The sequence below is a fragment of the Rhodococcus sp. 05-2256-B1 genome (genome assembly GCF_002258465.1).
GTDB lineage: Bacteria > Actinomycetota > Actinomycetes > Mycobacteriales > Mycobacteriaceae > Rhodococcoides > Rhodococcoides fascians.
Genome location: NZ_NOZA01000009.1, coordinates 60,418 through 81,862, shown reverse-complemented (window position 1 = coordinate 81,862; position 21,445 = coordinate 60,418). Strand labels below are relative to the sequence as shown.

Below are 21,445 nucleotides of genomic sequence, written 5' to 3'. Positions count from 1 at the left end.
CCATCATGATTCGATCGAGAGAAGGTGGTTCTGCTGATTGCCGACGACGACGGCCGCAGCGCGTTCCTCGTCGGTCAGCGTCTTCTGGTTTTCCTCGGGTATCAGCGAGACGTCCGCAGCGCGTCGCAGCCGTGCGAGAGCATCGTCGAGATCGGCACGAGGGATGTCTCGCAACTCGTTTCGCAAGCGAGACAGCCGAACGGTGCTACCGGGTTCACGTGCGAGCGACGCGTACGCGGCGCGAATCGAGGCCTCGATGTCGACGGTCTTGTCGGCCTTCTCGGAGCTGTCGAGGGGTGCGGTCTCGTCCCCGCGGGGCGAGAACACATCGGCCGGACGGCTGTCGGTGCTATCCAGCCAGCGACGTAGCCCTGCCAACACGGTGAACATGGCCTTGCCTGCGCCTGTCGACCGAGCCGGTGGTTCACCGCCGATGAGCTCACCGCAGGTGCGCCACCCTTTGTCGGTCAGCTCCAGAGTCATCGGGCGCACCGAAGAATCGACCTCGATCAATCCCGAGTTCTTCAGTTTGTCGCGGGCAGCCTTCGGTAGTTCGGGGCCGAGTGCCTTGAGGGCGCTGTTCTTCACCGGACTCGCTTCGGCCATCAGAACGAGCAGTACTGCTGCTTCGGTGCCGTTCAGGTCTTCGGTACTCATCGAGGATCCCCCTTCGATCGTCTTCTCGATACTGCCTCGCGGATGGTAGCCACAGCGCGGTGCGGGTCGTCCATCACCTGAGCGTTGGTGAACCGCAACACCATGTACCCGTGTGTCTGCAGCTGGTTGTCGCGCACGCGGTCCTCGGCGAAGCGCTGGGCGGCACGGTGCTCGTCGCCGTCGATTTCCACGATGACTCTCTCGGTGCGCCACAGTACGTCGACTGTGAACGGACGGCTGAGTTCGCCGAGCCGAATCGAGCGATTGTGCTCTCGACCGGTGGCCCATTCGTGCTGGTCCAGCGCTCGGTACAGGCGCTTCTCCGGATCGCTCGCCGGGTGTGGGTGTCCGGCGATCGGCGGATAGCTCAACGGCCGGAAGCGATCGAGGACAGTGCTGACGCCGGCAGGCACTTCGGGTGCGCGCACCGATACGGACGGGAATCTGTCCATCCTCGACGACCCACCGCCGGTGAGCCACACGCCCGCCCGTGCGTGAGCACACAGCCATTCCGCTGCGATCGACACGAAGTCGGCGTCCACGGCGTCGGGTACGACCAGCACAAGAGCGACAATGTTGCGGCCGTGAGCTGCCGCGAGAGCTCGCGCCGAACCTGCCGCGCGGGTCTCGACGGTGAACACCGCCCGGCGTATCGGCCGCCCCGAGGAAGCCGACTCGGCCAGAGCCGCTATGTAGGGGCCGAAGTGTGCCGAGTCGGCAGCCAGGCGAACGGCGGACGTGCGAGCGGCACGCCGCTCCAACGTGGAGGTCCCTGCGTTGTGCTCGAACTCGGGGAGCCACAGCGCGGTCGAGTGGACCGCTGCGGTCTCCAGCGACGTGACCACCATCTCGACCAGGTCTGCCGAACGATGAGATGCCGACTCGTCGACAGTGAAGAAGACGATCGCAGGTGCGTCGGCGGGGAGCGGGTTCGCGGATTCGGCGAGCTCGCGTTCGGACGCCCCGCGAAGTCGAGTCACTCGATCTGCGGGAAGACTCGACCACCAGCCTGCGGTCTCACCGTTCCCGATCACAGCTGCTCCCCGCCCACCCCTGTTGCCCCATCTCCGAACCGTACCGACAAGGTCCGACACCTAAGGGGCGAGCACGCCTCCGTGACGGCGATTTGGCTCTGGCATCGGCGTTCCCCTACACTTGACCGGTTGCCTGTGGCAGCGGTGTGTCTTTGTACGCCCGCTCTCGGCAGCCGACCGCGCGTGTCGGGACGGAAATCCGGCACGTACGTACATCCAGGTCAAGGAGAAGTTAGTGATTCAGCAGGAGTCGCGAGTACGCGTCGCTGATAACACGGGCGCGAAGGAAATCCTTTGCATCCGCGTTCTCGGTGGTTCGTCACGTCGCTACGCCGGAATCGGCGACATCATCGTAGCTACGGTGAAAGACGCCATTCCCGGTGGAAACATCAAGAAGGGTGAGGTCGTCAAGGCCGTCATCGTCCGCACCGTCAAGGAGCGTCGCCGTCCGGATGGCTCGTACATCCGTTTCGACGAGAACGCTGCGGTGCTGATCAAGCCGGACCACGACCCCCGTGGAACCCGCATCTTCGGCCCGGTCGGCCGCGAACTGCGTGAGAAGAAGTTCATGAAGATCGTCTCGCTCGCCCCGGAGGTGCTGTAAATGAAGGTGCACAAGGGCGACACCGTTCTCGTGATCGCAGGCAAGGACAAGGGAGCCAAGGGCAAGGTCATTCAGGCCTACCCCGCTGATTCCAAGGTCTTGGTCGAAGGCGTGAACCGCATCAAGAAGCACACCGCGGTCTCTGCCAACCAGCGCGGCGCATCCTCGGGTGGCATCGTCACTCAGGAAGCCCCGATCCACGTATCGAACGTCGCAGTTGTCGACTCGGACGGAAACCCCACTCGCGTGGGCTACCGGACCGACGAAGAATCCGGCAAGCGCGTTCGTGTTTCCCGCAAGAACGGGAAGGACATCTGAGATGACTACCACCGAGAACATCGCGGGCGAACAGCCCCGCCTCAAGGCGCGCTACCGCGCTGAGATCAAAGACGCCCTGAACACCGAGTTTGCATACGAAAACGTCATGCAGATCCCCGGCATCGTCAAGGTCGTCGTCAACATGGGTGTCGGCGACGCCGCCCGTGACGCCAAGCTGATCAACGGCGCAGTTGCAGACCTCGCTGCCATCACCGGCCAGAAGCCGGAGATCCGCAAGGCTCGCAAGTCCATCGCACAGTTCAAGCTGCGCGAAGGAATGCCCATCGGCGCACGCGTCACCCTCCGTGGCGACCGCATGTGGGAGTTCCTCGACCGTCTGGTTTCCATTGCCCTTCCCCGAATCAGGGACTTCCGCGGCCTCTCGGGCACGCAGTTCGACGGCAACGGAAACTACACGTTCGGCCTCAACGAGCAGTCGATGTTCCACGAGATCGACGTGGACAAGATCGACCGTCCGCGCGGCATGGACATCACCGTAGTAACCACCGCAACCAACAACGAAGAAGGCCGCGCGCTGCTCAAGCACCTCGGCTTCCCGTTCAAGGAGAACTGAGTCCATGGCGAAGAAGGCATTGGTCAACAAGGCCAACAAGAAGCCGAAGTTCGCGGTGCGTGCATACACTCGCTGCAACCGCTGCGGCCGTCCCCATTCCGTGTTCCGCAAGTTCGGCCTCTGCCGTATCTGCGTGCGCGAGATGGCACACGCCGGAGAGCTTCCCGGAGTTCGCAAGAGCTCCTGGTGATCTGAGGCCTCCGGGCTTCACCACACCACGCTGATGGGCGTGGGTTCCGAAAGGAACCCACGCCCATTTTGCGTTGCTCAGGTACTGACTTTCACACCGACCACACGTCGTGTCGTAGATCCAGAGAGCGGACCAGATCCACCGCCGCATGATGATCCTGGCTGTCGACGATCAGCAGCAGGCCACGCTCGGACATCGCCGACGCGAGGGCATCGGTGGAGACGGTTCTACATCCAGGCGGCATGTCCGGGTCTCCGAGTTCCCGGTAGGTGTCGGCAATCGCCACTACGTCCTCGACTGGATCGAATCCCCAGACGGTCACGAAATGTCCTACGTTCCAGTCGAAGTCGGTCAACTCTGCAGTATGTACATTCGCCAACGATGCGAAGCGGAAAGGCCCGTCGGCAAGACGGTCGAGTAGCAGACGCAATCGCTCGACGGAGGGCCCCACGATGGGAACCACGGCGACGCGGTGATCGGTCGCGGTCTCGATGCCCTCCGTGAGACCTGCTGCCGTGGTCCCGGCTGCGTCGATCGATGCGGCTCTCGGCAGTAGATCCCACCCGTCGGTGATTCGGGGGGTTCCGGGAGGACGGGCCGAGTCGATTGCACCCGGCCAGATCGCGGACCTCGACGCGACCGCGAGTGCCGTCACGCCCGGTGCGTCGTCGCCCATGACGGCCGTCAGCGCAACCGATGCCGAGAACGGTCCGCAGAGTTGATCCGGTTGCGGCAGAGCATGATCGAGGGCCGAGACGATGGTGGTTGCCCCGGCGAACCTGCGCAGCATCTCAGTAGATCCAACGCAACGATTCGAGCAGTTCGTCCTCGGTATGACTCTCCGCCCACGTGGCATCGGCGTCCCGGCAGGCGACGAACGCGCCCAGAAGTTCCATGCCCAACACGTCTCGGACCAGTGCGGACGACAGGAGGTCTTCGCGCTGCTGCGCGTGGGTCGTTGCGAGAGGCGAGATTCCCGCGGCATCCCGACGAGCATCGTCCCAACCTCCTACGTCCTCCTGGACCGGAGGCGGCAATTGCGCCGAATCCACCACTCCCGCCAGACCGGCCGCGATCGTGACGGCCAGCGCCAGGTACGGATTGGCGGACGCGTCGCACGCCTTCAACTCGACGTTGGTGTGTTCCGGGCCGAGAAGGGGCGTGGCCGGTACGAGTCGCACTGCAGCTTCGCGGTTCTCGACGCCCCAGAATCCGAAGGCACCTGCCCAGTACCCCGGTCGACGACGCAGCAGTGACCCCGAACTCGGTGCCGTGATGGCAGTGAGTCCCGGGAGTTCTCGAACGAGGCCCGCGATGTACGCCTGCCCGGTGTCGGACAGTCCGTACTCTCCGTCGCCGGTCAGAGCGTTGTGACCGTCGCGAACCAGTGATGTGTGTAGGTGCCATCCGTTACCCGCACTGCTCGACGAGGGCAGGGGAGCGAAGCTTGCCCTCAGGCCCTGGGCTTTGGCCGCTGAGTGGATGGTCTGCCGCGCGAGTACCTGCGCGTCGGCCGCAGCAAGTGGATCGAGTGGACTCAATGCGATCTCCAGCTGGGAGCCGCCGTACTCGGCATGAATCTGCCCGATGTCGAGGCCATTCGCAGACAGCGCCTCGAGCAATAGAACGACGAATTGATCGACATCGCGGAGTGCGTTCGCCGAGTAGGCAGGTCCGCGATGAGCGGACAGTCCGTCCGACTCGCGAGTCAGGGCGAACTCGATCTCGAATCCGGCCCGTACCTCGAAACCGGCATCGGACGCCTTCTGCACCTGCCGCTCGAGAACTGAGCGCTGATCGTAGGGCCACGGTGTGCCGTCTGCCGAGACCTGTCGTCCGTGCGCCCAGGCCAGCCCCGGCTGTCCGGACAGGGCGACCACGCTCGACGCGCTCTCGATCACCGGAATCAACCGCACATCGCCGGACGGCGTCGACAGTCCTTCGTGGGCGAATGTGATCCCGTCATGCGAATCGAATACCGCGAACACCGCGGTGACTCCCACTCCACGCCGTGCGACTGCAGTCAATTCTGCGGTGGGCACGGTGCGTGATCGGACGATGCCGTTGTTGTCGACCCAGCCGATCGTCACCCCTGCGATGTTGCGGTCACGCAGAGTGTGGGTGAGGTGGTCGATGTCGACTGCCTTCGAGTCCGTCATGGTCCGACGTTAGCGAAGAAGTACTCGTCGGGGTGTCCGACTGGACCCGAGCTGTCCCGCAATGGTAAGGCGATTTGGTCTTCGGGTGCGCGATGCCTACACTAGAGCGGTTGCCCGGGCTTCGTCGTGCCTGCACGCGAGTCCTTGCAATACAACAAACGCAACCTCGAGTTCTCCGCACGTCAGCATTGAACATGCGGAAGCTCGTAACACCTGGCAGTGCAGCGATGCATTGCTTGGAGCGCAACCCCTGACCGGCAACAGTCGGTCAGGACATGTTCACTTCGCTGTAGGCCCACGATGTGACGAGCCAGGCCCGATGGGTTCTCCGGAACCGGAAGGCACCAGCCCGCGCGTGCTGCATGGGAACCGCTGCGAGAAAGGTGCACAGGTCACACCATGACGATGACCGATCCAATTGCAGACTTCTTGACCCGTCTGCGCAACGCCAACTCGGCGTACCACGACGAGGTGAAGCTTCCCCACTCGAAGCTCAAGGCGAACATCGCCGAGATCCTCAAGCGTGAGGGCTACATCTCCGATTACCGCACGGAAGACGCCGAGGTGGGCAAGACCCTCATCGTCGATCTGAAGTACGGCCCGAGCCGTGAGCGCAGCCTCGCCGGCGTGCGACGCGTCTCCAAGCCCGGTCTCCGGGTGTACGCAAAATCCACCAATCTGCCCAAGGTTCTCGGCGGCCTGGGCGTGGCGATCATCTCCACGTCCACCGGTCTGCTCACGGAGCGTCAGGCTGCCAAGCAGGGTGTGGGCGGAGAAGTCCTCGCCTACGTCTGGTAGGGGAGGCCACACCATGTCACGTATTGGAAAATTGCCGGTCGCAGTCCCCGCTGGCGTCGATATCACCATCGACGGCCAGGACGTTGCGGTCAAGGGCCCCAAGGGTGCCCTGAGCCTGACAGTCGCCGAGCCCATCAAGATCGCCCGCGCCGACGACGGCACCATCGCCGTCACTCGGCCCGACGACGAGCGTAAGAGCCGCTCGCTGCATGGTCTCTCGCGCACTCTCGTCGCGAACCTCATCACCGGTGTCACCAACGGTTACACCACCAAGATGGAGATTCACGGCGTCGGTTACCGCGTCGTACTCAAGGGCAAGGACCTCGAGTTCGCACTCGGTTACAGCCATCCCGTGCTGATCGAAGCACCCGAGGGCATCACGTTCACGGTCGAGTCGCCCACGCGATTCACCGTTGTCGGCATCGACAAGCAGAAGGTCGGTCAGATCTCTGCCAACATTCGTCGTCTGCGGCGTCCGGACCCGTACAAGGGTAAGGGCATCCGCTACGAGGGTGAAGTGATCCGCCGCAAGGTCGGAAAGACGGGTAAGTGATATGAGCCAGCAAACAGCAGACAAGGCGAACGTCGTCAAGCGCACACCGCGCGGCACCGACGTCTCGACGAAGCGTCGCCTGTCGAAGGCACGTCGTCACTTCCGCCTTCGCAAGAAGATCTCCGGAACGCCCGAGCGTCCGCGCTTGGTCGTCAACCGGTCCTCGCGTCACATCCACGTGCAGTTGATCGACGACCTGGCGGGCCACACGCTGGCCAGCGCGTCGAGCATCGAAGCCGATGTGCGCGCACTCGAGGGCGACAAGAAGGCCGTCAGCGCGAAGGTCGGCGAGCTCATCGCCAGCCGTGCGAAGGCAGCCGGCGTCGAGGCAGTCGTGTTCGACCGCGGCGGCAACAACTACAGCGGCCGCATCGCGGCACTCGCAGACGCTGCCCGCGAAGGCGGGTTGACGTTCTGATGATGACAATGACTGACAACGGAAGGACAGCCTGATGCCGGGACGTCAACGGCGTGACGGCGGAAGCGGCCCCGCCGGACAGAACAGTGGCCCCAACGCAGGTGGCGACAACAACCAGCGCGGCGACAACCGCGGTGGTGGCGGTCGCGATCGTCGTGACAACGGCCGTGGCGGCAACGCTGCGGACAAGTCGAACTTCATCGAGAAGGTCGTCACGATCAACCGCGTCTCCAAGGTGGTCAAGGGTGGTCGACGCTTCAGCTTCACCGCCCTCGTCATCGTCGGTGACGGCAACGGACTGGTCGGCGTCGGCTACGGCAAGGCCAAGGAAGTTCCCGCGGCCATCCAGAAGGGTGTCGAGGAGGCTCGCAAGAGCTTCTTCCGCGTCCCGATGATCGCTGGCACCATCACCCACCCCATCCAGGGCGAAGCCGCTGCCGGCGTCGTCATGTTGCGTCCGGCCAGCGCCGGTACCGGCGTCATCGCCGGTGGTGCTGTTCGCGCAGTGTTGGAGTGCGCCGGTGTCCACGACGTGCTGTCGAAGTCGCTCGGTAGCGACAACGCCATCAACGTCGTGCACGCGACCGTCGCAGCCCTCAAGGGTCTGCAGCGTCCCGAGGAAGTTGCGGCTCGCCGCGGCCTGACCCTCGAAGAGGTTGCACCCGCCGGAATGCTGCGCGCACGCGCACAGGCAGGAGCGGTGAAGTAATGGCTCAGCTGAAGGTCACTCAGATCAAGAGCACCATCGGCCAGAAGGCGAACCAGCGTGACAGCCTGCGTACTCTCGGGCTCAAGGGCATCCGCCAGACGGTCGTCCGCGAGGACAACCCGCAGAACCGCGGACTGGTCAACACGGTGCGCCACCTCGTAACTGTTGAGGAGGTCTAACCATGACCATCAAACTGCACCACCTGCGCCCCGCAGCCGGATCCAAGTCGACGAAGATTCGCGTCGGCCGTGGTGAAGGTGGCAAGCGCGGCAAGACCGCAGGTCGCGGTACCAAGGGAACCGGCGCACGCAAGAACGTGCCGGCACGCTTCGAGGGTGGCCAGATGCCCCTCCACATGCGGCTCCCGAAGCTCAAGGGCTTCACCAACCGCAACCGTGTCGTGTTCCAGGTCGTGAACCTGCGCGACATCGAGCGCCTGTTCCCCGAGGGTGGTCAGATCGGTATCCCCGAGCTGATCGCCAAGGGAGCTGTTCGCAAGAACGAGCTCGTCAAGGTTCTCGGAGACGGAAACCTCACCGTGAAGGTCGATATCTCGGCCAACAAGTTCACGGGCTCCGCCAAGGAAAAGATCGCCGCTGCCGGCGGTTCTGCAACCGAGGTATGAGCATTGCTTCGATGTGCTGAGTAGCAGCGCGTCGAGCAGCAGTTCGTGACGATGGCCGCAGCCACAGCTCTCGTAGCTGAGCTGCGGCCATCGTTGCCTACACGGAATGTCGTGTGTGTCGACCGATCGGCCAGGGTCCAACACTGACCGTCGGTCCGTTCGATGCGCACTGTTAGAGTTCTAGAGTTCAGAGAAGTTCGTATCGATGCGGTCGACGCATGTCGTCCGCAGTCCATGCTCGTGAGGCTCACGGGAGCATCAGTCGCTCCCGACGAAGCACTCGCGACGTCAACGCAGTCGTGCCAGGAGGATCTTTGCTTTCCGCCTTCGTGTCGGCCCTCAGGACTCCTGACCTGAGACGGAAGATCCTCTTCACGCTCGGTCTGGTGGCCCTGTATCGCTTCGGTGCAACACTGCCGTCGCCGGGTGTCGACTACGCCAATGTCCGAGCATGCATCGACCAGGTCTCCGGTGGAGATTCGGCGGGCATCTACTCGTTGATCAACTTGTTCTCCGGTGGAGCGCTCCTCCAGCTCTCGGTGTTCGCGATCGGCATCATGCCGTACATCACCGCCAGCATCATCGTGCAGCTGCTCACCGTCGTCATCCCCAAGTTCGAGGAACTCCGCAAGGAGGGACAGTCGGGCCAGGCCAAGATGACGCAGTACACGCGTTACCTGTCGATCGCACTGGCCATCCTGCAGGCGACCGGCCTGGTGGCCCTCGCTTCGCGCGGCCAGTTGCTCCAGGGATGTCAGCAGGACATCATCGCCGACCAGTCCATCTTCGGGCTCGTCATCATCGTGCTGGTCATGACTGCAGGCGCAGCCGTCGTGATGTGGTTCGGCGAGGTCATCACCGAGCGCGGTGTCGGCAACGGAATGTCGCTGCTGATCTTCGCCGGAATTGCCTCGCGCATCCCGTCCGAGGGCAACTCGATTCTGGAGAGCCGCGGCGGGTTGGTCTTCGGGTTCGTCTGCTTCGCAGCGTTCCTCATCATCACCGGTGTGGTCTTCGTCGAGCAGGGTCAGCGCCGAATCCCGGTCCAGTACGCCAAGCGCATGGTCGGCCGGAAGATGTACGGCGGCTCGTCCACGTATCTGCCGCTCAAGGTCAACCAGGCCGGCGTCATCCCGGTGATCTTCGCGTCCTCGCTCCTCTACCTACCAAATCTCATCGCCCAGCTCACGTCCGCCAGCACCGCAACCGATCCGAGCTGGTGGCAGCGGATCATCAACGAGTATCTGGTGAACCCGGCGAACCCGGTGTACATCGCTATCTTCTTCGGGCTGATCGTCTTCTTCACGTACTTCTACGTGGCGATCACGTTCAACCCCGAAGAGCGGGCCGACGAGATGAAGAAGTTCGGTGGATTCATCCCGGGCATCCGACCGGGTAAGCCGACAGCCGATTACCTCAACTACGTTCTCAGTCGCATCACGCTGCCCGGTGCGGTGTACCTGGGCACCATTGCGGTGCTTCCCAACCTGTTCCTCGACATCGGCAGTTCGGGCGGAGCTCAAAACCTTCCGTTCGGTGGTACCGCCGTGTTGATCATGGTCAGCGTGGGCCTCGACACCGTCAAGCAGATCGAAAGCCAGCTGATGCAGCGTAACTACGAAGGGTTCCTCAAGTGAGACTTGTTCTGCTCGGTCCCCCCGGTGCCGGCAAAGGCACTCAGGCCGTCCTCCTCTCCGAGAAGCTGGGCGTGCCACACATTTCGACAGGCGATCTCTTTCGCGCCAACATCGGCGAGAAGACCCCGCTCGGATTGGAAGCGAAGAAGTACCTCGACGCGGGCGACCTCGTGCCGAGCGAACTCACCGTGGACATGGTGCGCAGTCGACTCGCCGAGCCCGACGCCGTCAACGGATTCCTGCTCGACGGTTTCCCGCGTTCGGTCGGCCAGGCCGAAGCTCTGGTCGACATCCTCTCCGACCTGAACGCGCATCTCGATGCAGTGCTGTCCTTTGTCGTCGACGAGGACGTCGTCGTGGACCGCATGCTGGCGCGCGGCCGTGAGGACGACAAAGAGGACGTCATCCGTAATCGGCTCAAGGTATACCGCGACGAGACGGCACCGCTGTTGGACTACTACTCCGACAAGCTGGTCACCGTCGATGCGATCGGTGAGGTGGACGAAGTCAACGCCCGCGCGCTGAAGTCCATCGAGGACCACGGCAAGTAATGGCGTTCGGCCGTAAACGAAAAGTTGTCCCGTTCAAGAGCGCCGGTGAGCTCGACGCGATGGCGGCAGCCGGTGCCGTGGTAGGTGCCGCTCTCGTCGCCGTACGAGATGCAGCCAAGCCCGGGGTCTCGACGCTCGAACTCGACCGAGTTGCCGAGGCGGTCATCCGTGATGCCGGTGCGGTGCCCTCTTTCCTGGGGTACCACGGTTTCACCGGCAGCATCTGCTCCTCGGTGAACGACCGCGTCGTGCACGGCATTCCGTCGGCGGACGAGTTGTTGGTCGCCGGTGATCTCGTGTCCATCGACTGCGGTGCCGTTCTGGACGGTTGGCACGGAGATTCGGCGTGGACGTTCGGCGTCGGCGACATCATCGAGGCCGATGCGTTGCTGAGCGACGCGACCAGGCTTTCCATGGAGGCCGGGATCGCTGCGATGATCCCCGGCAATCGTCTGACCGACATCTCCCACGCCATCGAGTCCGGTACGCACGCGGCCGAGGATGCTCACGGTCGCAAATACGGAATTGTCGACGGTTACGGCGGCCACGGAATCGGCCGCGAAATGCATATGGACCCGTTCCTCGCGAACGAGGGCGCGCCGGGCAAAGGACCGGAGCTCGTGGTGGGTTCCACGCTGGCCATCGAACCGATGTTGACGCTCGGTACCTACGAGACCGACATTCTCGACGACGGGTGGACCGTGGTGACCACCGATGGTTCTCGTGCGGCGCACTGGGAACACACGGTCGCGGTGACCGAGGACGGCCCGCGAATCCTGACGGTTCGGCCTCGTTAGAACTACCAGGTCAACGCTCACCAGGTGAGTGACGAGTACCGGCGGCCCCCTCGGATGAGTCCGAGGTGGGCGGCCGTCAGGCGTAGCCAGAGGCGAGTCGGCATCCGAGTCACTGCGGTCGGCAGCAATGGGTTTCGTACCGCGAGCGCGAGGAGCGCTACGGAAATTGTGCGGATTCGGAAGGGCGGGCATCCGGCAGCCCGATACATTCCGCGGACGTGGGCCGATCCGTATCCGAGTGCCCCCGCCTGTTTCCAATTGTCCCGGTAGCCGGTACGCAGACGATATTCGACCAGCGGCTCGGCTATGAAGTGCAGGCGGGCACCCGATTGCTGTGCGCGCCAGGAGAATTCCATGTCCTCGCTGGCATGAACGAATTCGAACATCCCGCCGAGATCTCGGTAGGTCGACGCGCGGCACGCCATACTCGCCCCGATGACGAACGGGCGAAAGGGCGACTTGCCCTGATTCGAAGGTGGGGCGAACGGAACTGCGGCGCGCGTCGCTTCGGAGTTCAGCGCCTCGGTGCTCAGGCCGGTTCCCACGAGGTCGTAGCTGTTCAGTTCGGCGGTGATGCGCCGCAGCCATGTCGGGTGTACGACGTCGTCGGCATCGCAGAAGGCCAGCAGCGGGCCCTCGGCTGCTTCCGCACCGCGATTGCGGGCATGCGACGCGCCCGGGGTGCCGGACGAATCGACGTACTTCAGATTCAAGCGGGCCCGTAGTGCGTGGTCCTGCACGAACTCGCGCACTCCGTCGGTCGAGCCGTTGTCGCTGACGACGACCTCGAACGGGCCGTCGTAGTCCTGGTGGGCGAGCGCGCGTAGTTGCTCGTCGAGCACATCTCTGGCGTTGTGTACGGGAATGATCACGGAGACGGCTGGGCCGGACGGGTTGGAACTCAAGAGGGCACCTTGCGGGCTCGGTGGCTGAACGATGGCGGGCGGACGAAAGGTTAGCTCAGTTAATCTAACGTCGCCATCCGACGCGTTTCGTGCCCGCTTCGCGCGCATTTGGCCAGATGTGTCTTTGCCGGTAACATAGATCGACGGTGCGCCCTGCGTACCGGATGTCCGCATGCCTCGAGGGCTGTGCGGCCCTCCGGCGATACTCCGACTCGGTTCCGAGGAGTCGGTCAGTGGGCATCACGGTGACGGAAACAGATGCAATCAACCAGGTGTGAGAGCCAGGATCGCGGAGGATATGGCCAAGAAAGACGGTGCTATCGAGGTAGAGGGCCGAGTTGTCGAACCGCTGCCCAATGCGATGTTTCGCATTGAGCTCGAAAACGGCCACAAGGTACTCGCCCACATCAGCGGAAAGATGCGTCAGCACTACATCCGCATCCTTCCCGAGGATCGCGTCGTGGTAGAGCTTTCGCCCTACGACCTCACGCGTGGACGCATCGTTTACCGCTACAAGTAAGAGCTTCCTCGGCCATGTCCGGTCGGGGAGAACCATGCTCGGTCCGCTGCTCGCAGCGCGTCCGAGCTACACACAGGAGATCAACGACGTGAAGGTTCAGCCGAGCGTCAAGAAGATCTGCGAGAAGTGCAAGGTGATTCGTCGTAACGGACGCGTCATGGTGATCTGCGACAACCTGCGTCACAAGCAGCGTCAGGGATAACCACCGAGCATCACGCACGTCGGCTTGGCAACAGCTAGAAGATGACCTCCCAGCACCAACCGCAACACACGCGTTGCGGCAGACCCCCGGCACGGAGGCCGGGGCCCCACTGAGTTTGTTGAAAGACGCTTCCCACCCCAGCGGTGAGAAGGACACAGGGGACGGACTGGGAGCAGACCTCCGGACAAGAAAAGGAAATGCCACATGGCACGTCTCGCAGGTGTGGATCTGCCGCGCGAAAAGCGCATGGAGATCGCACTGACTTACATCTACGGCGTCGGCCGTACCCGCTCCAAGGAAATTCTCGCAGCAACGGGCGTCAGCCCCGACCTGCGCAGCAAGGATCTCGGCGACGACGATCTGCGCAAGCTCAGCGATTACATCAACGAGTCCCTCAAGGTCGAGGGCGATCTGCGCCGCGAGGTGCAGGCCGACATCCGACGCAAGATCGAAATCGGCTGCTACCAGGGTCTTCGCCACCGTCGTGGTCTGCCCGTCCGTGGACAGCGCACCAAGACCAATGCGCGTACCCGTAAGGGACCCAAGCGCACCATTGCCGGCAAGAAGAAGGCGAAGTAATGCCCCCCAAAGCACGCGGTACCGGTCCGAAGAAGGCGCAGAAGACGCGTCGCAGGGACAAGAAGAACGTCCCGCACGGATCTGCGCACATCAAGAGCACGTTCAACAACACGATCGTGTCGATCACCGACCCCGCCGGAAACGTCATCTCGTGGGCGTCCTCGGGACACGTGGGCTTCAAGGGCTCGCGCAAGTCGACTCCGTTCGCCGCACAGCTCGCAGCCGAGAACGCTGCGCGCAAGGCTCAGGAGCACGGCGTCAAGAAGGTCGACGTGTTCGTCAAGGGTCCCGGCTCCGGCCGTGAGACCGCGATCCGCTCACTTCAGGCCGCAGGCCTCGAGGTCGGCACCATCTCCGATGTCACCCCTCAGCCGCACAACGGCTGCCGTCCGCCCAAGCGGCGTCGGGTCTAGCGGGAAGGAAAGGTTTAGAAAATGGCACGTTATACCGGTCCTATCACCCGCAAGTCGCGTCGTCTGCGCGTCGACCTCGTCGGAGGCGACCAGGCGTTCGAGCGTCGTCCCTACCCGCCCGGCCAGCACGGCCGCGCGCGGATCAAGGAGAGCGAGTACCTGCTCCAGCTGCAGGAGAAGCAGAAGGCTCGCTTCACCTACGGCGTCATGGAGAAGCAGTTCCGTCTGTACTACAAGGAAGCCAACAGGGCCGCCGGCAAGACCGGTGAGAACCTGCTGACCATCCTCGAGACTCGCCTCGACAACGTCGTCTACCGTGCGGGTCTCGCACGTACGCGTCGTCAGGCACGCCAGCTGGTCACCCATGGCCACTTCCTCGTGAACAACAAGCGAGTGGACATCCCCAGCTACCGCGTCTCGCAGTACGACATCATCGATGTCCGCGAGAAGTCCGCGCAGACCCTGCCGATCCAGATCGCCCGTGAGAGCTACGGCGATCGTCCGGTGGCTCCGTGGCTGCAGGTCGTCCCCAACCGTCTTCGCATCCTGGTTCACCGGGTGCCGGAGCGCGCACAGATCGATGTGCCGCTCCAGGAGCAGCTCATCGTCGAGTACTACTCGAAGTAAGGCGCGGCACGCATGTGAGTCTCCCCGCGAGGCTCACATGCGTCTTCGCCTCCACACGTGGGCGTCAAATAGCGGACGCCCGTACAGGAGGAACACAGAATGCTCATTTCACAGCGCCCGACGTTGACCGAAGAGGTCATCGCCGACAACCGCTCGAAATTCGTCATCGAGCCGCTCGAGCCCGGCTTCGGTTACACACTCGGCAACTCGCTCCGCCGCACCCTGCTGTCGTCGATCCCCGGCGCTGCTGTCACCAGCATCCGTATCGACGGCGTCCTCCACGAATTCACCACCGTTCCCGGAGTCAAGGAAGATGTCACCGACATCATCCTGAACCTCAAGGGACTCGTGGTGAGCTCCGAAGAAGACGAGCCGGTCACCATGTACGTCCGCAAGCAGGGCCCCGGCGCTGTCACCGCAGGCGACATCGTGCCTCCGGCCGGCGTCACGGTGAACAATCCGGATCTGCACATCGCGACCCTGAACGACAAGGGCAAGTTGGAGATCGAGCTCGTCGTCGAGCGCGGTCGCGGCTATGTCCCCGCCGTTCAGAACAAGGCATCGGGTGCCGAGATCGGCCGTATTCCGGTCGACTCGATCTACTCGCCCGTGCTCAAGGTCACCTACAAGGTGGAGGCCACCCGCGTCGAACAGCGCACCGACTTCGATCGGCTCGTTCTCGACGTGGAGACCAAGAATTCCATCACCGCGCGGGACGCGCTCGCTTCGGCGGGCAAGACCCTGGTTGAGCTCTTCGGCCTCGCCCGTGAGCTGAACGTCGAAGCAGAAGGCATCGAGATCGGACCCTCGCCCGCCGAGGCCGATCACATCGCATCCTTCGGACTCCCCATCGAGGATCTGGACCTGACGGTTCGTTCCTACAACTGCCTCAAGCGCGAAGGTGTTCACACCGTCGGTGAGCTGGTTGGTCGTACCGAGTCCGATCTGCTCGACATCCGTAACTTCGGGCAGAAGTCCATCGACGAGGTGAAGGTCAAGCTGCACTCGCTCGGCCTTTCCCTCAAGGACAGCCCCGCGTCGTTCGATCCGAGCACCGTGCCTGGCTACGACGCCACCACCGGCACGTGGAGTGACACCGACGCAGGCTCCTTCGGCGATACCGAAGGCGCCGAGCAGGACTACGCCGAGACAGAACAGCTGTAATCAGCTCGCTGGAGCTCTTACTAGGAGATTCATCATGCCCAAGCCCACCAAGGGCCGCCGTCTCGGCGGGTCGGCGTCACACCAGAAGGCCATCCTGGCCAACCTGGCGACGTCACTCTTCGAGCACGGCCGCATCACCACCACCGAGTCGAAGGCCAAGCGCCTTCGTCCCCACGCCGAGAAGCTCGTCACCCATGCCAAGAAGGGTGATCTGGCCCATCGTCGTGAGGTTCTCAAGACGATCAACAACAAAGATGTCGTGCACAAGCTCTTCGCCGAGATCGGGCCTTTCTTCGCCGATCGCGACGGTGGCTACACGCGCATCATCAAGACCGTCCCCCGTAAGGGTGACAACTCGCCGATGGCCATCATCGAGCTCGTCAACGAGCAGACGGTGTCCAACGAAGCCGACCGCGCACGCCGCGTGAAGGCATCGAAGGCTGCTCCCGCCGCAACCGAGGCTCCGGCCGAGGACACGGCAGACGACAACGTCGTCGAGGCTGTCGAAGCCGACGCGACCGACGCCGAGGTGGCCAACGCCGACGCAGTCATCGAAGGCATCGAGGACAACGACGCTCACGCGTCGGACGCCCCCGAGGCCGAGGATGCGAAGAAGGACTAGTCCTTGTGAGCTCCGAGCACGACCGAAGCGGGCCCGCCATTTCCTCAGGAGATGGCGGGCCCGCTTTGTCGGTCCCCACCAGATATCGGCTCGACATCTCGTACGACGGCACGAACTTCTCCGGCTGGGCTCGGCAACCCGGTATCCGAACCGTGTGTGGCGTGCTCGAGGAGGCTTTCTCCACTGTGCTCCGTCAACCGGTCGAGCTGACGGTGGCAGGTCGAACCGACGCCGGAGTGCACGCGACCGGTCAGGTTGCACATTTCGACGCCGTGGGTGTGCCGGACGAGCACGACCGGTTGATTCGAAGAATGGCGCGCTTTCTTCCCGCCGACGTGCGGGTTCGTGCGATCACGGAGGTCTCGCCCGACTTCGACGCGCGGTTCTCGGCGTATCGCCGTCACTACGAGTACCGGTTCGGCTCAGCGCTCTACGGCGTCGATCCTCTGGATGTCGCCGGAGTCGTGTCCTGGCCTCGGCCGATCAATCTGGACGCGGTACGCGAGGCGTCGCAGGCACTGATCGGACTGCACGATTTCGCAGCGTTCTGCAAGAGGCGAGACGGTGCCACGACAGTGCGAGAACTGCAGCGCTTCGACTGGGAACGCGAGGGGGATCGATTGACCGCGTACGTCAGCGCCGATGCGTTCTGCTGGTCGATGGTGCGCAGTCTGGTCGGGGCGATGCAGGCCGTCGGCGAAGGACGACGAACCCCCGACTGGGCACGTTCCCTGCTCGGTCGTCGAGAACGCGCGAGCGAGGTGGCAGTGGCCCCGGCCCACGGACTTGCCCTGGTGCGGGTCGACTATCCACCAGCCGACATGTTGGCCGCGCGCAATGCTGCCACCCGGGAGACTCGACCGGCAATCGTCGGCGACGAATGTTGTGGAGGAGAAGGATGAGCGATGATCGCGCCGGGTCCGGTGCCGTCACGATGCAGCCGATTCGTCTCGCGGTGGTCACCGGCAGCGTTCGGGAGGGGCGGGTGGGCCCCACCGTCGCATCCTGGGTACGGAGCGTGGCGTCGGCGCGCGACTCCCTCACGGTTGTGGATGTCGATCTCGCGGACTTCGATCTCCAGAACAGCTTGACGTCGAGCGAGGGCTCCGATCGTTTCACCCGCATCATGGGCGAGGCCGACGCGTTCGTCCTCGTCACTCCCGAATACAACCACGGTGTGCCCGGCTCACTGAAGACCGCGCTCGACACGGTGAAGTACGAATGGCGTTCCAAGCCAGTGGGCTTCGTGTCCTATGGCGGTCTGGCGGGTGGTGTGCGAGCGACCGAGCAACTGCGCCTCATCGCCGCAGAGCTACACATGGTGTCGGTACGGGATTCGGTATCACTCCATCGCGTGCGTCGTCGTTTCGACGAGGCCGGTGGCGTCGACGATCCCGCTGCTGTCGACTCCTTGGGGCGATTGCTCGACCAACTCGAGTGGTGGGCCGGCGCTGTGTCGAGCGCGCGGTCGCGCGTCCCGTACCCCGGCTGACACTGTCAGACTCGGACGGCGGGTCGAAGACTTCTCGGGCGACCGATGAACGCCGTTTCCTGCGGAATGGTGACCAGCGTCAGTTCGATGTCGATCGGACCCGAACGCACCCGAATTCGGTCACCGGACGCACGCGGCTGAACGATCGACAGTGTCGCGGCGAATCTCTGTCGGGTCGGCCCGGGTGCCGCCGGATCATGCGGCGGTTCGTGCTCGGTCAGCGAGAACACAGTGACGCCGGGGACAGATTGGTGATCGAGCGAGATGGAGCCGTCTGCGAAGTCGACCACGACGACGTCGTACGAGGGCCGCACCCGTGTGTGGTCGCTGTCGACCAGAAACCGCTCGGGCTCCCCGATGGCGTCGCGGAGGGCTCCCCAGGCGTGCGGTCTGTCCGTTCTGACGACAACTCGCGCTCCGATCGCCACGGCTCGGAACAGAAGCTGTTGGGCGAGGTAGAGCTCGCCCACGATGCTGACCCGCGGCAGGTTCGCCCCGAAGATTCGCACTGCCACACCGTTTCCGTTCGTATCCGATCCCAGTAGTTGGCCGCAACCACTCACCGGGAACGCCCAGGCCCGCAGTGCGGAGGTCGAGAGGGTTCCGACCGGCATCACTGCCGAGTGTGTTGCCACAGCCAGTGGCAATTGAGCGAAAATGCCGTCTCGTTGACGTCCGGCCATCGAGGTCAGTGAAGCAACATCGGGCCTCGAGATTGCCTCTCGCGCAGCGAATCTGCACGACGCACGAACGCGGACGCGGCTCGGCTCGTCGGTGGGGCGCAGGTGAACGGACATGGTCGTACCCAGCGACGGTGTCGCCCACAAGGCCGAAAGATCCTCGACAGTGATTGTGCTGCAATCGATTCCGTAACCCGTACTCGCGACGCCGGGCAATGGAGCGTAGGACCACACCTGAGTCAGGTCGTCGGTGTCGACACCGCGGCTCAGGTGCAATGCCGCGGCTCGGAGTTCTGTGGCCGTCGACAGCCGTGTGGACAGTCCATGAGATTCCAAGGCGCGTGCAATGCGGAGGGCTGCAACGACCGCGGTTCGGGCCGCCCCCGTCCGGCCCGTGCCCCTCGCTGCCATCGCCCGGGCGTTGGCCCGTACGTCCAGAGTGACGGACACCCACACCGTCCGCTGCGCGACGGCGGGCAACGGGCCGATGAGGCCCTCGTACACGTCGGTGGCCACCGAACCGTCGGCGGTTCGAAACCCGAGCGCGACGATGTCGATTGCGGCAACCTCGACGTCGTGCTGCCGAAAGCACGACGTCAACGCCTCGATGGGCAGCGTGTGTCGTGTGTCGGCTCGCGTTCGCGCCAGCACCGTCGTGTCGTGTTCCGGTGCAATGATCTCCACGGTGCACGTGACGGTATCGCGCTGCCAGTGCACACCGACGGGCCGGCCGTCGGGGTCGACATGTTCTGTTGTCACCCCGACGGCAGGGACTCGGCCGGATCCGAAGCGTAGAGCGACGACCAGCCAGCCGGCGATCGACGTTCGCCGAAAGGCGACGAACGGTACGAGCGACACCGTCGCTGCGGCGGTGAGCGTCAACTCGACGGGCATGTCGGTCGCGAGTAGTGCGAGAGTTGTTGTCACAGTAGTTATTTCGGCCGCGAGCAACCCTCGAACAGTTGGCACGGCGAACGACACGACCGACGTGCGCCGTCGTCTCCTCGAACGCGTCATCACATACCCTCCCCCCGAAGGTTGCAGCCCGATCGATCGTCGCCGACGCGGTCGCCGATGGGTGCGGACGAACTGTACTGTGTCGCGTGACCCGATGGGGGATCGGGTCGGCACAATCCTGGGGAGGAATCGTGGCATCTACTCCGACGACGAAATGGCAGGTCGGCGGATACCGCTTTCTCGTCCGACGAATGGAACATGCCCTCATCAGGCGCGACGCGCGGATGCTGCACGACCCGATGAAGTCGCAGTCGCGCGCGCTCATGGTGGGTGTCGTCGTCGCATGCGTGGGTCTGGCGGGCTGCGCTGCCCTGGCGCTGTTTCGGCCTCAGGACAAGATCGGCGACGCGTCGATCGTGGTCGGTAAGGAGTCGGCCGCCATGTTCGTCAGCGTCGACGGCGTGTTCCATCCGGTGCTGAACCTTGCTTCGGCGCGGTTGATCGTGGGAAGGCCCGACAACCCTGTGACGGTGAAGGAGTCGGAACTGGCGTCGCGACCTCGCGGTGCGCTGGTCGGAATTCCAGGTGCCCCGTCGGCGTTGCCGCACGACCCGGACGGCGAGGCCGAGTCGTGGACCGTGTGTGACACCGTCGATCCGATCGCCGGCGTCACGTCCACGACAGTGATCGTGGGGGAGCCCCGCTACGGCGAGAACGCGGCTGCGCTCGGCCCATCCGAGGCATTCCTGTGGACTTCGGGCGGTGCGGCGTATCTCGTCCACGACGGCACCAAGTCGCCGGTCGATCTGGCGGACAGAGCTGTCGTTCGGGCGCTGGGCCTCGAGGATGCGACGCCGACGCCCGTCAGTGCCGGTCTGCTCAACGCGGTACCGCAGTCGCCTGCGGTGACGGCTCCGTTCATAGCGCGAGCGGGTGAGATCCCCGCCTACCCGTTCGACAACCGGCCTATCGGCTCCGTGGTCAAGGTTGCCGGCCGCGACGTTCGGTACTACGTCGTGCTCGAGGACGGCATCCAAGCCATCAGCGAAACCGCAGCCCTACTCGTCAAGTTCGCCGACTCGCAGGGCAGCCCCGACATCACGGCCGTCAATCCCGACGTCCTGGCCGACGCTCCCAAGACGATGTCCGGACTCGACATATCGACCTTCCCACCGACGACTCCCGACATCGTCGACTCGGGCCAGAGGCCCGTCGGGTGTCTGACATGGTCACCACTCGATGTCGCCGACGGTGGTCCGACTGCGCAGCTGGTCGAATCCGCAGGACGGTCGTTGCCACTCGATACCACCGCTTCACCGGTGGCACTGGCTCAGGCGGACGGCGGCGGTGATGCGGTCGACCAGGTCCATCTGTCGCCGGGTAGCGGCGGATTCGTTCGAAGCACCGGTATCTCGACGGCCAGTACCCGTCAGGACAGCGTCTTCTTCGTCGCCGACACGGGAGTTCGTTACGGAGTCGAGGGTGCGGATGCAGCGTCGGCATTGGGCTTCGGACTTCCGGCTCCTGCACCGTGGCAGATTCTGCAGTTGCTGGGCAGCGGGCCGACTCTGGGGCGTGGTCAGGCGCTGACCATGCACGACGGGGTCGCGGCGGACCCGCAGGCAGCCGCGCTTCCGTCCAAGTAGTCCCGGTGAGTGGG

General features: G+C 64.0%; 29 protein-coding genes. 23 read left to right on the top strand and 6 right to left on the bottom strand.

Features of this window, described 5'->3' with window-relative positions; translation table 11 throughout:
• Nucleotides 1-3: 3 nt before the first annotated feature.
• Both CH285_RS01285 and CH285_RS01280 read right to left on the bottom strand, forming a co-directional pair.
• Nucleotides 4-657 carry a hypothetical protein gene (locus CH285_RS01285; RefSeq protein ID WP_094643269.1) on the bottom strand — a complete coding sequence of 218 codons (654 nt, stop codon included), beginning with the start codon at nucleotides 655-657 and terminating at the stop codon, nucleotides 4-6.
• Nucleotides 654-1,691, bottom strand: a complete 1,038-nt coding sequence (locus CH285_RS01280; protein ID WP_094643268.1) for an endonuclease domain-containing protein — start codon at nucleotides 1,689-1,691, stop codon at nucleotides 654-656. The genes CH285_RS01285 and CH285_RS01280 overlap by 4 nt, the downstream gene beginning before the upstream one ends.
• A 235-nt stretch (nucleotides 1,692-1,926) precedes the next feature.
• On the opposite strand from CH285_RS01280, the gene rplN reads away from it, so the two are divergent.
• From rplN to CH285_RS01260, 4 genes are read left to right on the top strand one after another with little or no spacing between them, the layout of a single operon-like run.
• Entirely contained in the window at nucleotides 1,927-2,295 is a 369-nt protein-coding gene (gene rplN, locus CH285_RS01275; RefSeq protein ID WP_027496320.1) for a 50S ribosomal protein L14, read from the top strand.
• On the top strand, nucleotides 2,296-2,613 hold the full coding sequence (rplX, locus tag CH285_RS01270; RefSeq protein WP_008718278.1) for a 50S ribosomal protein L24: 318 nt from the start codon (nucleotides 2,296-2,298) through the stop codon (nucleotides 2,611-2,613).
• Between the two features lies 1 nt (nucleotide 2,614).
• Nucleotides 2,615-3,187 (top strand): 50S ribosomal protein L5, encoded by a 573-nt coding sequence (gene rplE, locus CH285_RS01265; RefSeq protein WP_008718275.1) that lies wholly within the window; start codon nucleotides 2,615-2,617, stop codon nucleotides 3,185-3,187.
• A gap of 4 nt (nucleotides 3,188-3,191) precedes the next feature.
• On the top strand, nucleotides 3,192-3,377 hold the full coding sequence (locus CH285_RS01260; RefSeq protein WP_008718273.1) for a type Z 30S ribosomal protein S14: 186 nt from the start codon (nucleotides 3,192-3,194) through the stop codon (nucleotides 3,375-3,377).
• 91 nt (nucleotides 3,378-3,468) lie between these two features.
• Here the strand turns inward: CH285_RS01260 and CH285_RS01255 are convergent, their stop codons facing one another.
• Both CH285_RS01255 and CH285_RS01250 read right to left on the bottom strand, forming a co-directional pair.
• On the bottom strand, nucleotides 3,469-4,167 hold the full coding sequence (locus tag CH285_RS01255) for a DUF6885 family protein (protein ID WP_027496321.1): 699 nt from the start codon (nucleotides 4,165-4,167) through the stop codon (nucleotides 3,469-3,471).
• 1 nt (nucleotide 4,168) lies between these two features.
• Nucleotides 4,169-5,536 (bottom strand): glutamine synthetase family protein, encoded by a 1,368-nt coding sequence (locus tag CH285_RS01250; protein WP_051365096.1) that lies wholly within the window; start codon nucleotides 5,534-5,536, stop codon nucleotides 4,169-4,171.
• Nucleotides 5,537-5,935: 399 nt separating this feature from the next.
• On the opposite strand from CH285_RS01250, the gene rpsH reads away from it, so the two are divergent.
• The 9 genes from rpsH to map all read left to right on the top strand — a co-directional run bounded on the left by rpsH (nucleotide 5,936) and on the right by map (nucleotide 11,624).
• Nucleotides 5,936-6,334, top strand: a complete 399-nt coding sequence (rpsH, locus tag CH285_RS01245; RefSeq protein ID WP_008718266.1) for a 30S ribosomal protein S8 — start codon at nucleotides 5,936-5,938, stop codon at nucleotides 6,332-6,334.
• Nucleotides 6,335-6,347: 13 nt separating this feature from the next.
• Nucleotides 6,348-6,887 carry a 50S ribosomal protein L6 gene (rplF, locus tag CH285_RS01240; protein WP_027496323.1) on the top strand — a complete coding sequence of 180 codons (540 nt, stop codon included), beginning with the start codon at nucleotides 6,348-6,350 and terminating at the stop codon, nucleotides 6,885-6,887.
• Between the two features lies 1 nt (nucleotide 6,888).
• A complete protein-coding gene (gene rplR, locus CH285_RS01235) occupies nucleotides 6,889-7,305 on the top strand; it encodes a 50S ribosomal protein L18 (RefSeq protein ID WP_032365631.1) in 417 nt (138 codons plus the stop codon).
• Nucleotides 7,306-7,339: 34 nt separating this feature from the next.
• Entirely contained in the window at nucleotides 7,340-8,014 is a 675-nt protein-coding gene (gene rpsE, locus CH285_RS01230; RefSeq protein ID WP_032365630.1) for a 30S ribosomal protein S5, read from the top strand.
• Nucleotides 8,014-8,193, top strand: coding sequence for a 50S ribosomal protein L30 (gene rpmD, locus CH285_RS01225; protein ID WP_008718256.1), 180 nt, complete (start codon nucleotides 8,014-8,016; stop codon nucleotides 8,191-8,193). Before rpsE ends, rpmD begins: the two co-directional genes overlap by 1 nt.
• A gap of 2 nt (nucleotides 8,194-8,195) precedes the next feature.
• Complete coding sequence (gene rplO, locus CH285_RS01220; protein WP_027496326.1) at nucleotides 8,196-8,639, top strand: 50S ribosomal protein L15; 444 nt, start codon at nucleotides 8,196-8,198, stop codon at nucleotides 8,637-8,639.
• A gap of 314 nt (nucleotides 8,640-8,953) precedes the next feature.
• Entirely contained in the window at nucleotides 8,954-10,276 is a 1,323-nt protein-coding gene (gene secY / locus CH285_RS01215) for a preprotein translocase subunit SecY (protein ID WP_027496327.1), read from the top strand.
• A complete protein-coding gene (locus CH285_RS01210; protein ID WP_027496328.1) occupies nucleotides 10,273-10,827 on the top strand; it encodes an adenylate kinase in 555 nt (184 codons plus the stop codon). The genes secY and CH285_RS01210 overlap by 4 nt, the downstream gene beginning before the upstream one ends.
• The gene (map, locus tag CH285_RS01205; protein ID WP_027496329.1) at nucleotides 10,827-11,624 is read left to right on the top strand and encodes a type I methionyl aminopeptidase; all 798 of its coding nucleotides are present in this window, start codon (nucleotides 10,827-10,829) and stop codon (nucleotides 11,622-11,624) included. Before CH285_RS01210 ends, map begins: the two co-directional genes overlap by 1 nt.
• 17 nt (nucleotides 11,625-11,641) lie before the next feature.
• Here the strand turns inward: map and CH285_RS01200 are convergent, their stop codons facing one another.
• Nucleotides 11,642-12,529: a glycosyltransferase gene (locus tag CH285_RS01200; protein ID WP_176458565.1), complete on the bottom strand. Its 888-nt coding sequence runs from the start codon at nucleotides 12,527-12,529 to the stop codon at nucleotides 11,642-11,644.
• A 298-nt stretch (nucleotides 12,530-12,827) separates the two neighbouring features.
• Here CH285_RS01200 and infA point away from each other — a divergent pair, with 298 nt between their 5' ends.
• From infA to CH285_RS01155, 9 genes are all read left to right on the top strand, one after another.
• Nucleotides 12,828-13,049, top strand: a complete 222-nt coding sequence (gene infA, locus CH285_RS01195) for a translation initiation factor IF-1 (RefSeq protein WP_005140011.1) — start codon at nucleotides 12,828-12,830, stop codon at nucleotides 13,047-13,049.
• Nucleotides 13,050-13,137: 88 nt separating this feature from the next.
• Nucleotides 13,138-13,251 (top strand): 50S ribosomal protein L36, encoded by a 114-nt coding sequence (rpmJ, locus tag CH285_RS01190; RefSeq protein ID WP_025347279.1) that lies wholly within the window; start codon nucleotides 13,138-13,140, stop codon nucleotides 13,249-13,251.
• 204 nt (nucleotides 13,252-13,455) lie between these two features.
• Nucleotides 13,456-13,830: a 30S ribosomal protein S13 gene (gene rpsM / locus CH285_RS01185; protein ID WP_027496330.1), complete on the top strand. Its 375-nt coding sequence runs from the start codon at nucleotides 13,456-13,458 to the stop codon at nucleotides 13,828-13,830.
• Complete coding sequence (rpsK, locus tag CH285_RS01180) at nucleotides 13,830-14,243, top strand: 30S ribosomal protein S11 (RefSeq protein WP_027496331.1); 414 nt, start codon at nucleotides 13,830-13,832, stop codon at nucleotides 14,241-14,243. Before rpsM ends, rpsK begins: the two co-directional genes overlap by 1 nt.
• Before the next feature lie 21 nt (nucleotides 14,244-14,264).
• A complete protein-coding gene (gene rpsD, locus CH285_RS01175) occupies nucleotides 14,265-14,870 on the top strand; it encodes a 30S ribosomal protein S4 (protein ID WP_008718223.1) in 606 nt (201 codons plus the stop codon).
• Nucleotides 14,871-14,969: 99 nt separating this feature from the next.
• Nucleotides 14,970-16,034 (top strand): DNA-directed RNA polymerase subunit alpha, encoded by a 1,065-nt coding sequence (locus CH285_RS01170; RefSeq protein WP_027496332.1) that lies wholly within the window; start codon nucleotides 14,970-14,972, stop codon nucleotides 16,032-16,034.
• Nucleotides 16,035-16,068: 34 nt separating this feature from the next.
• Complete coding sequence (gene rplQ, locus CH285_RS01165) at nucleotides 16,069-16,656, top strand: 50S ribosomal protein L17 (protein ID WP_027496333.1); 588 nt, start codon at nucleotides 16,069-16,071, stop codon at nucleotides 16,654-16,656.
• Nucleotides 16,657-16,661: 5 nt separating this feature from the next.
• Entirely contained in the window at nucleotides 16,662-17,558 is an 897-nt protein-coding gene (gene truA / locus CH285_RS01160) for a tRNA pseudouridine(38-40) synthase TruA (RefSeq protein ID WP_032388202.1), read from the top strand.
• Nucleotides 17,555-18,148: an NADPH-dependent FMN reductase gene (locus CH285_RS01155; RefSeq protein ID WP_230597304.1), complete on the top strand. Its 594-nt coding sequence runs from the start codon at nucleotides 17,555-17,557 to the stop codon at nucleotides 18,146-18,148. The genes truA and CH285_RS01155 overlap by 4 nt, the downstream gene beginning before the upstream one ends.
• A gap of 5 nt (nucleotides 18,149-18,153) precedes the next feature.
• Here CH285_RS01155 and eccE read toward each other — a convergent pair whose 3' ends face one another.
• Nucleotides 18,154-19,755, bottom strand: a complete 1,602-nt coding sequence (gene eccE, locus CH285_RS01150) for a type VII secretion protein EccE (protein ID WP_052066175.1) — start codon at nucleotides 19,753-19,755, stop codon at nucleotides 18,154-18,156.
• Nucleotides 19,756-19,976: 221 nt separating this feature from the next.
• Here eccE and eccB point away from each other — a divergent pair, with 221 nt between their 5' ends.
• Nucleotides 19,977-21,431 carry a type VII secretion protein EccB gene (gene eccB, locus CH285_RS01145; RefSeq protein ID WP_032388234.1) on the top strand — a complete coding sequence of 485 codons (1,455 nt, stop codon included), beginning with the start codon at nucleotides 19,977-19,979 and terminating at the stop codon, nucleotides 21,429-21,431.
• The last annotated feature ends 14 nt before the right edge of the window (nucleotides 21,432-21,445 follow it).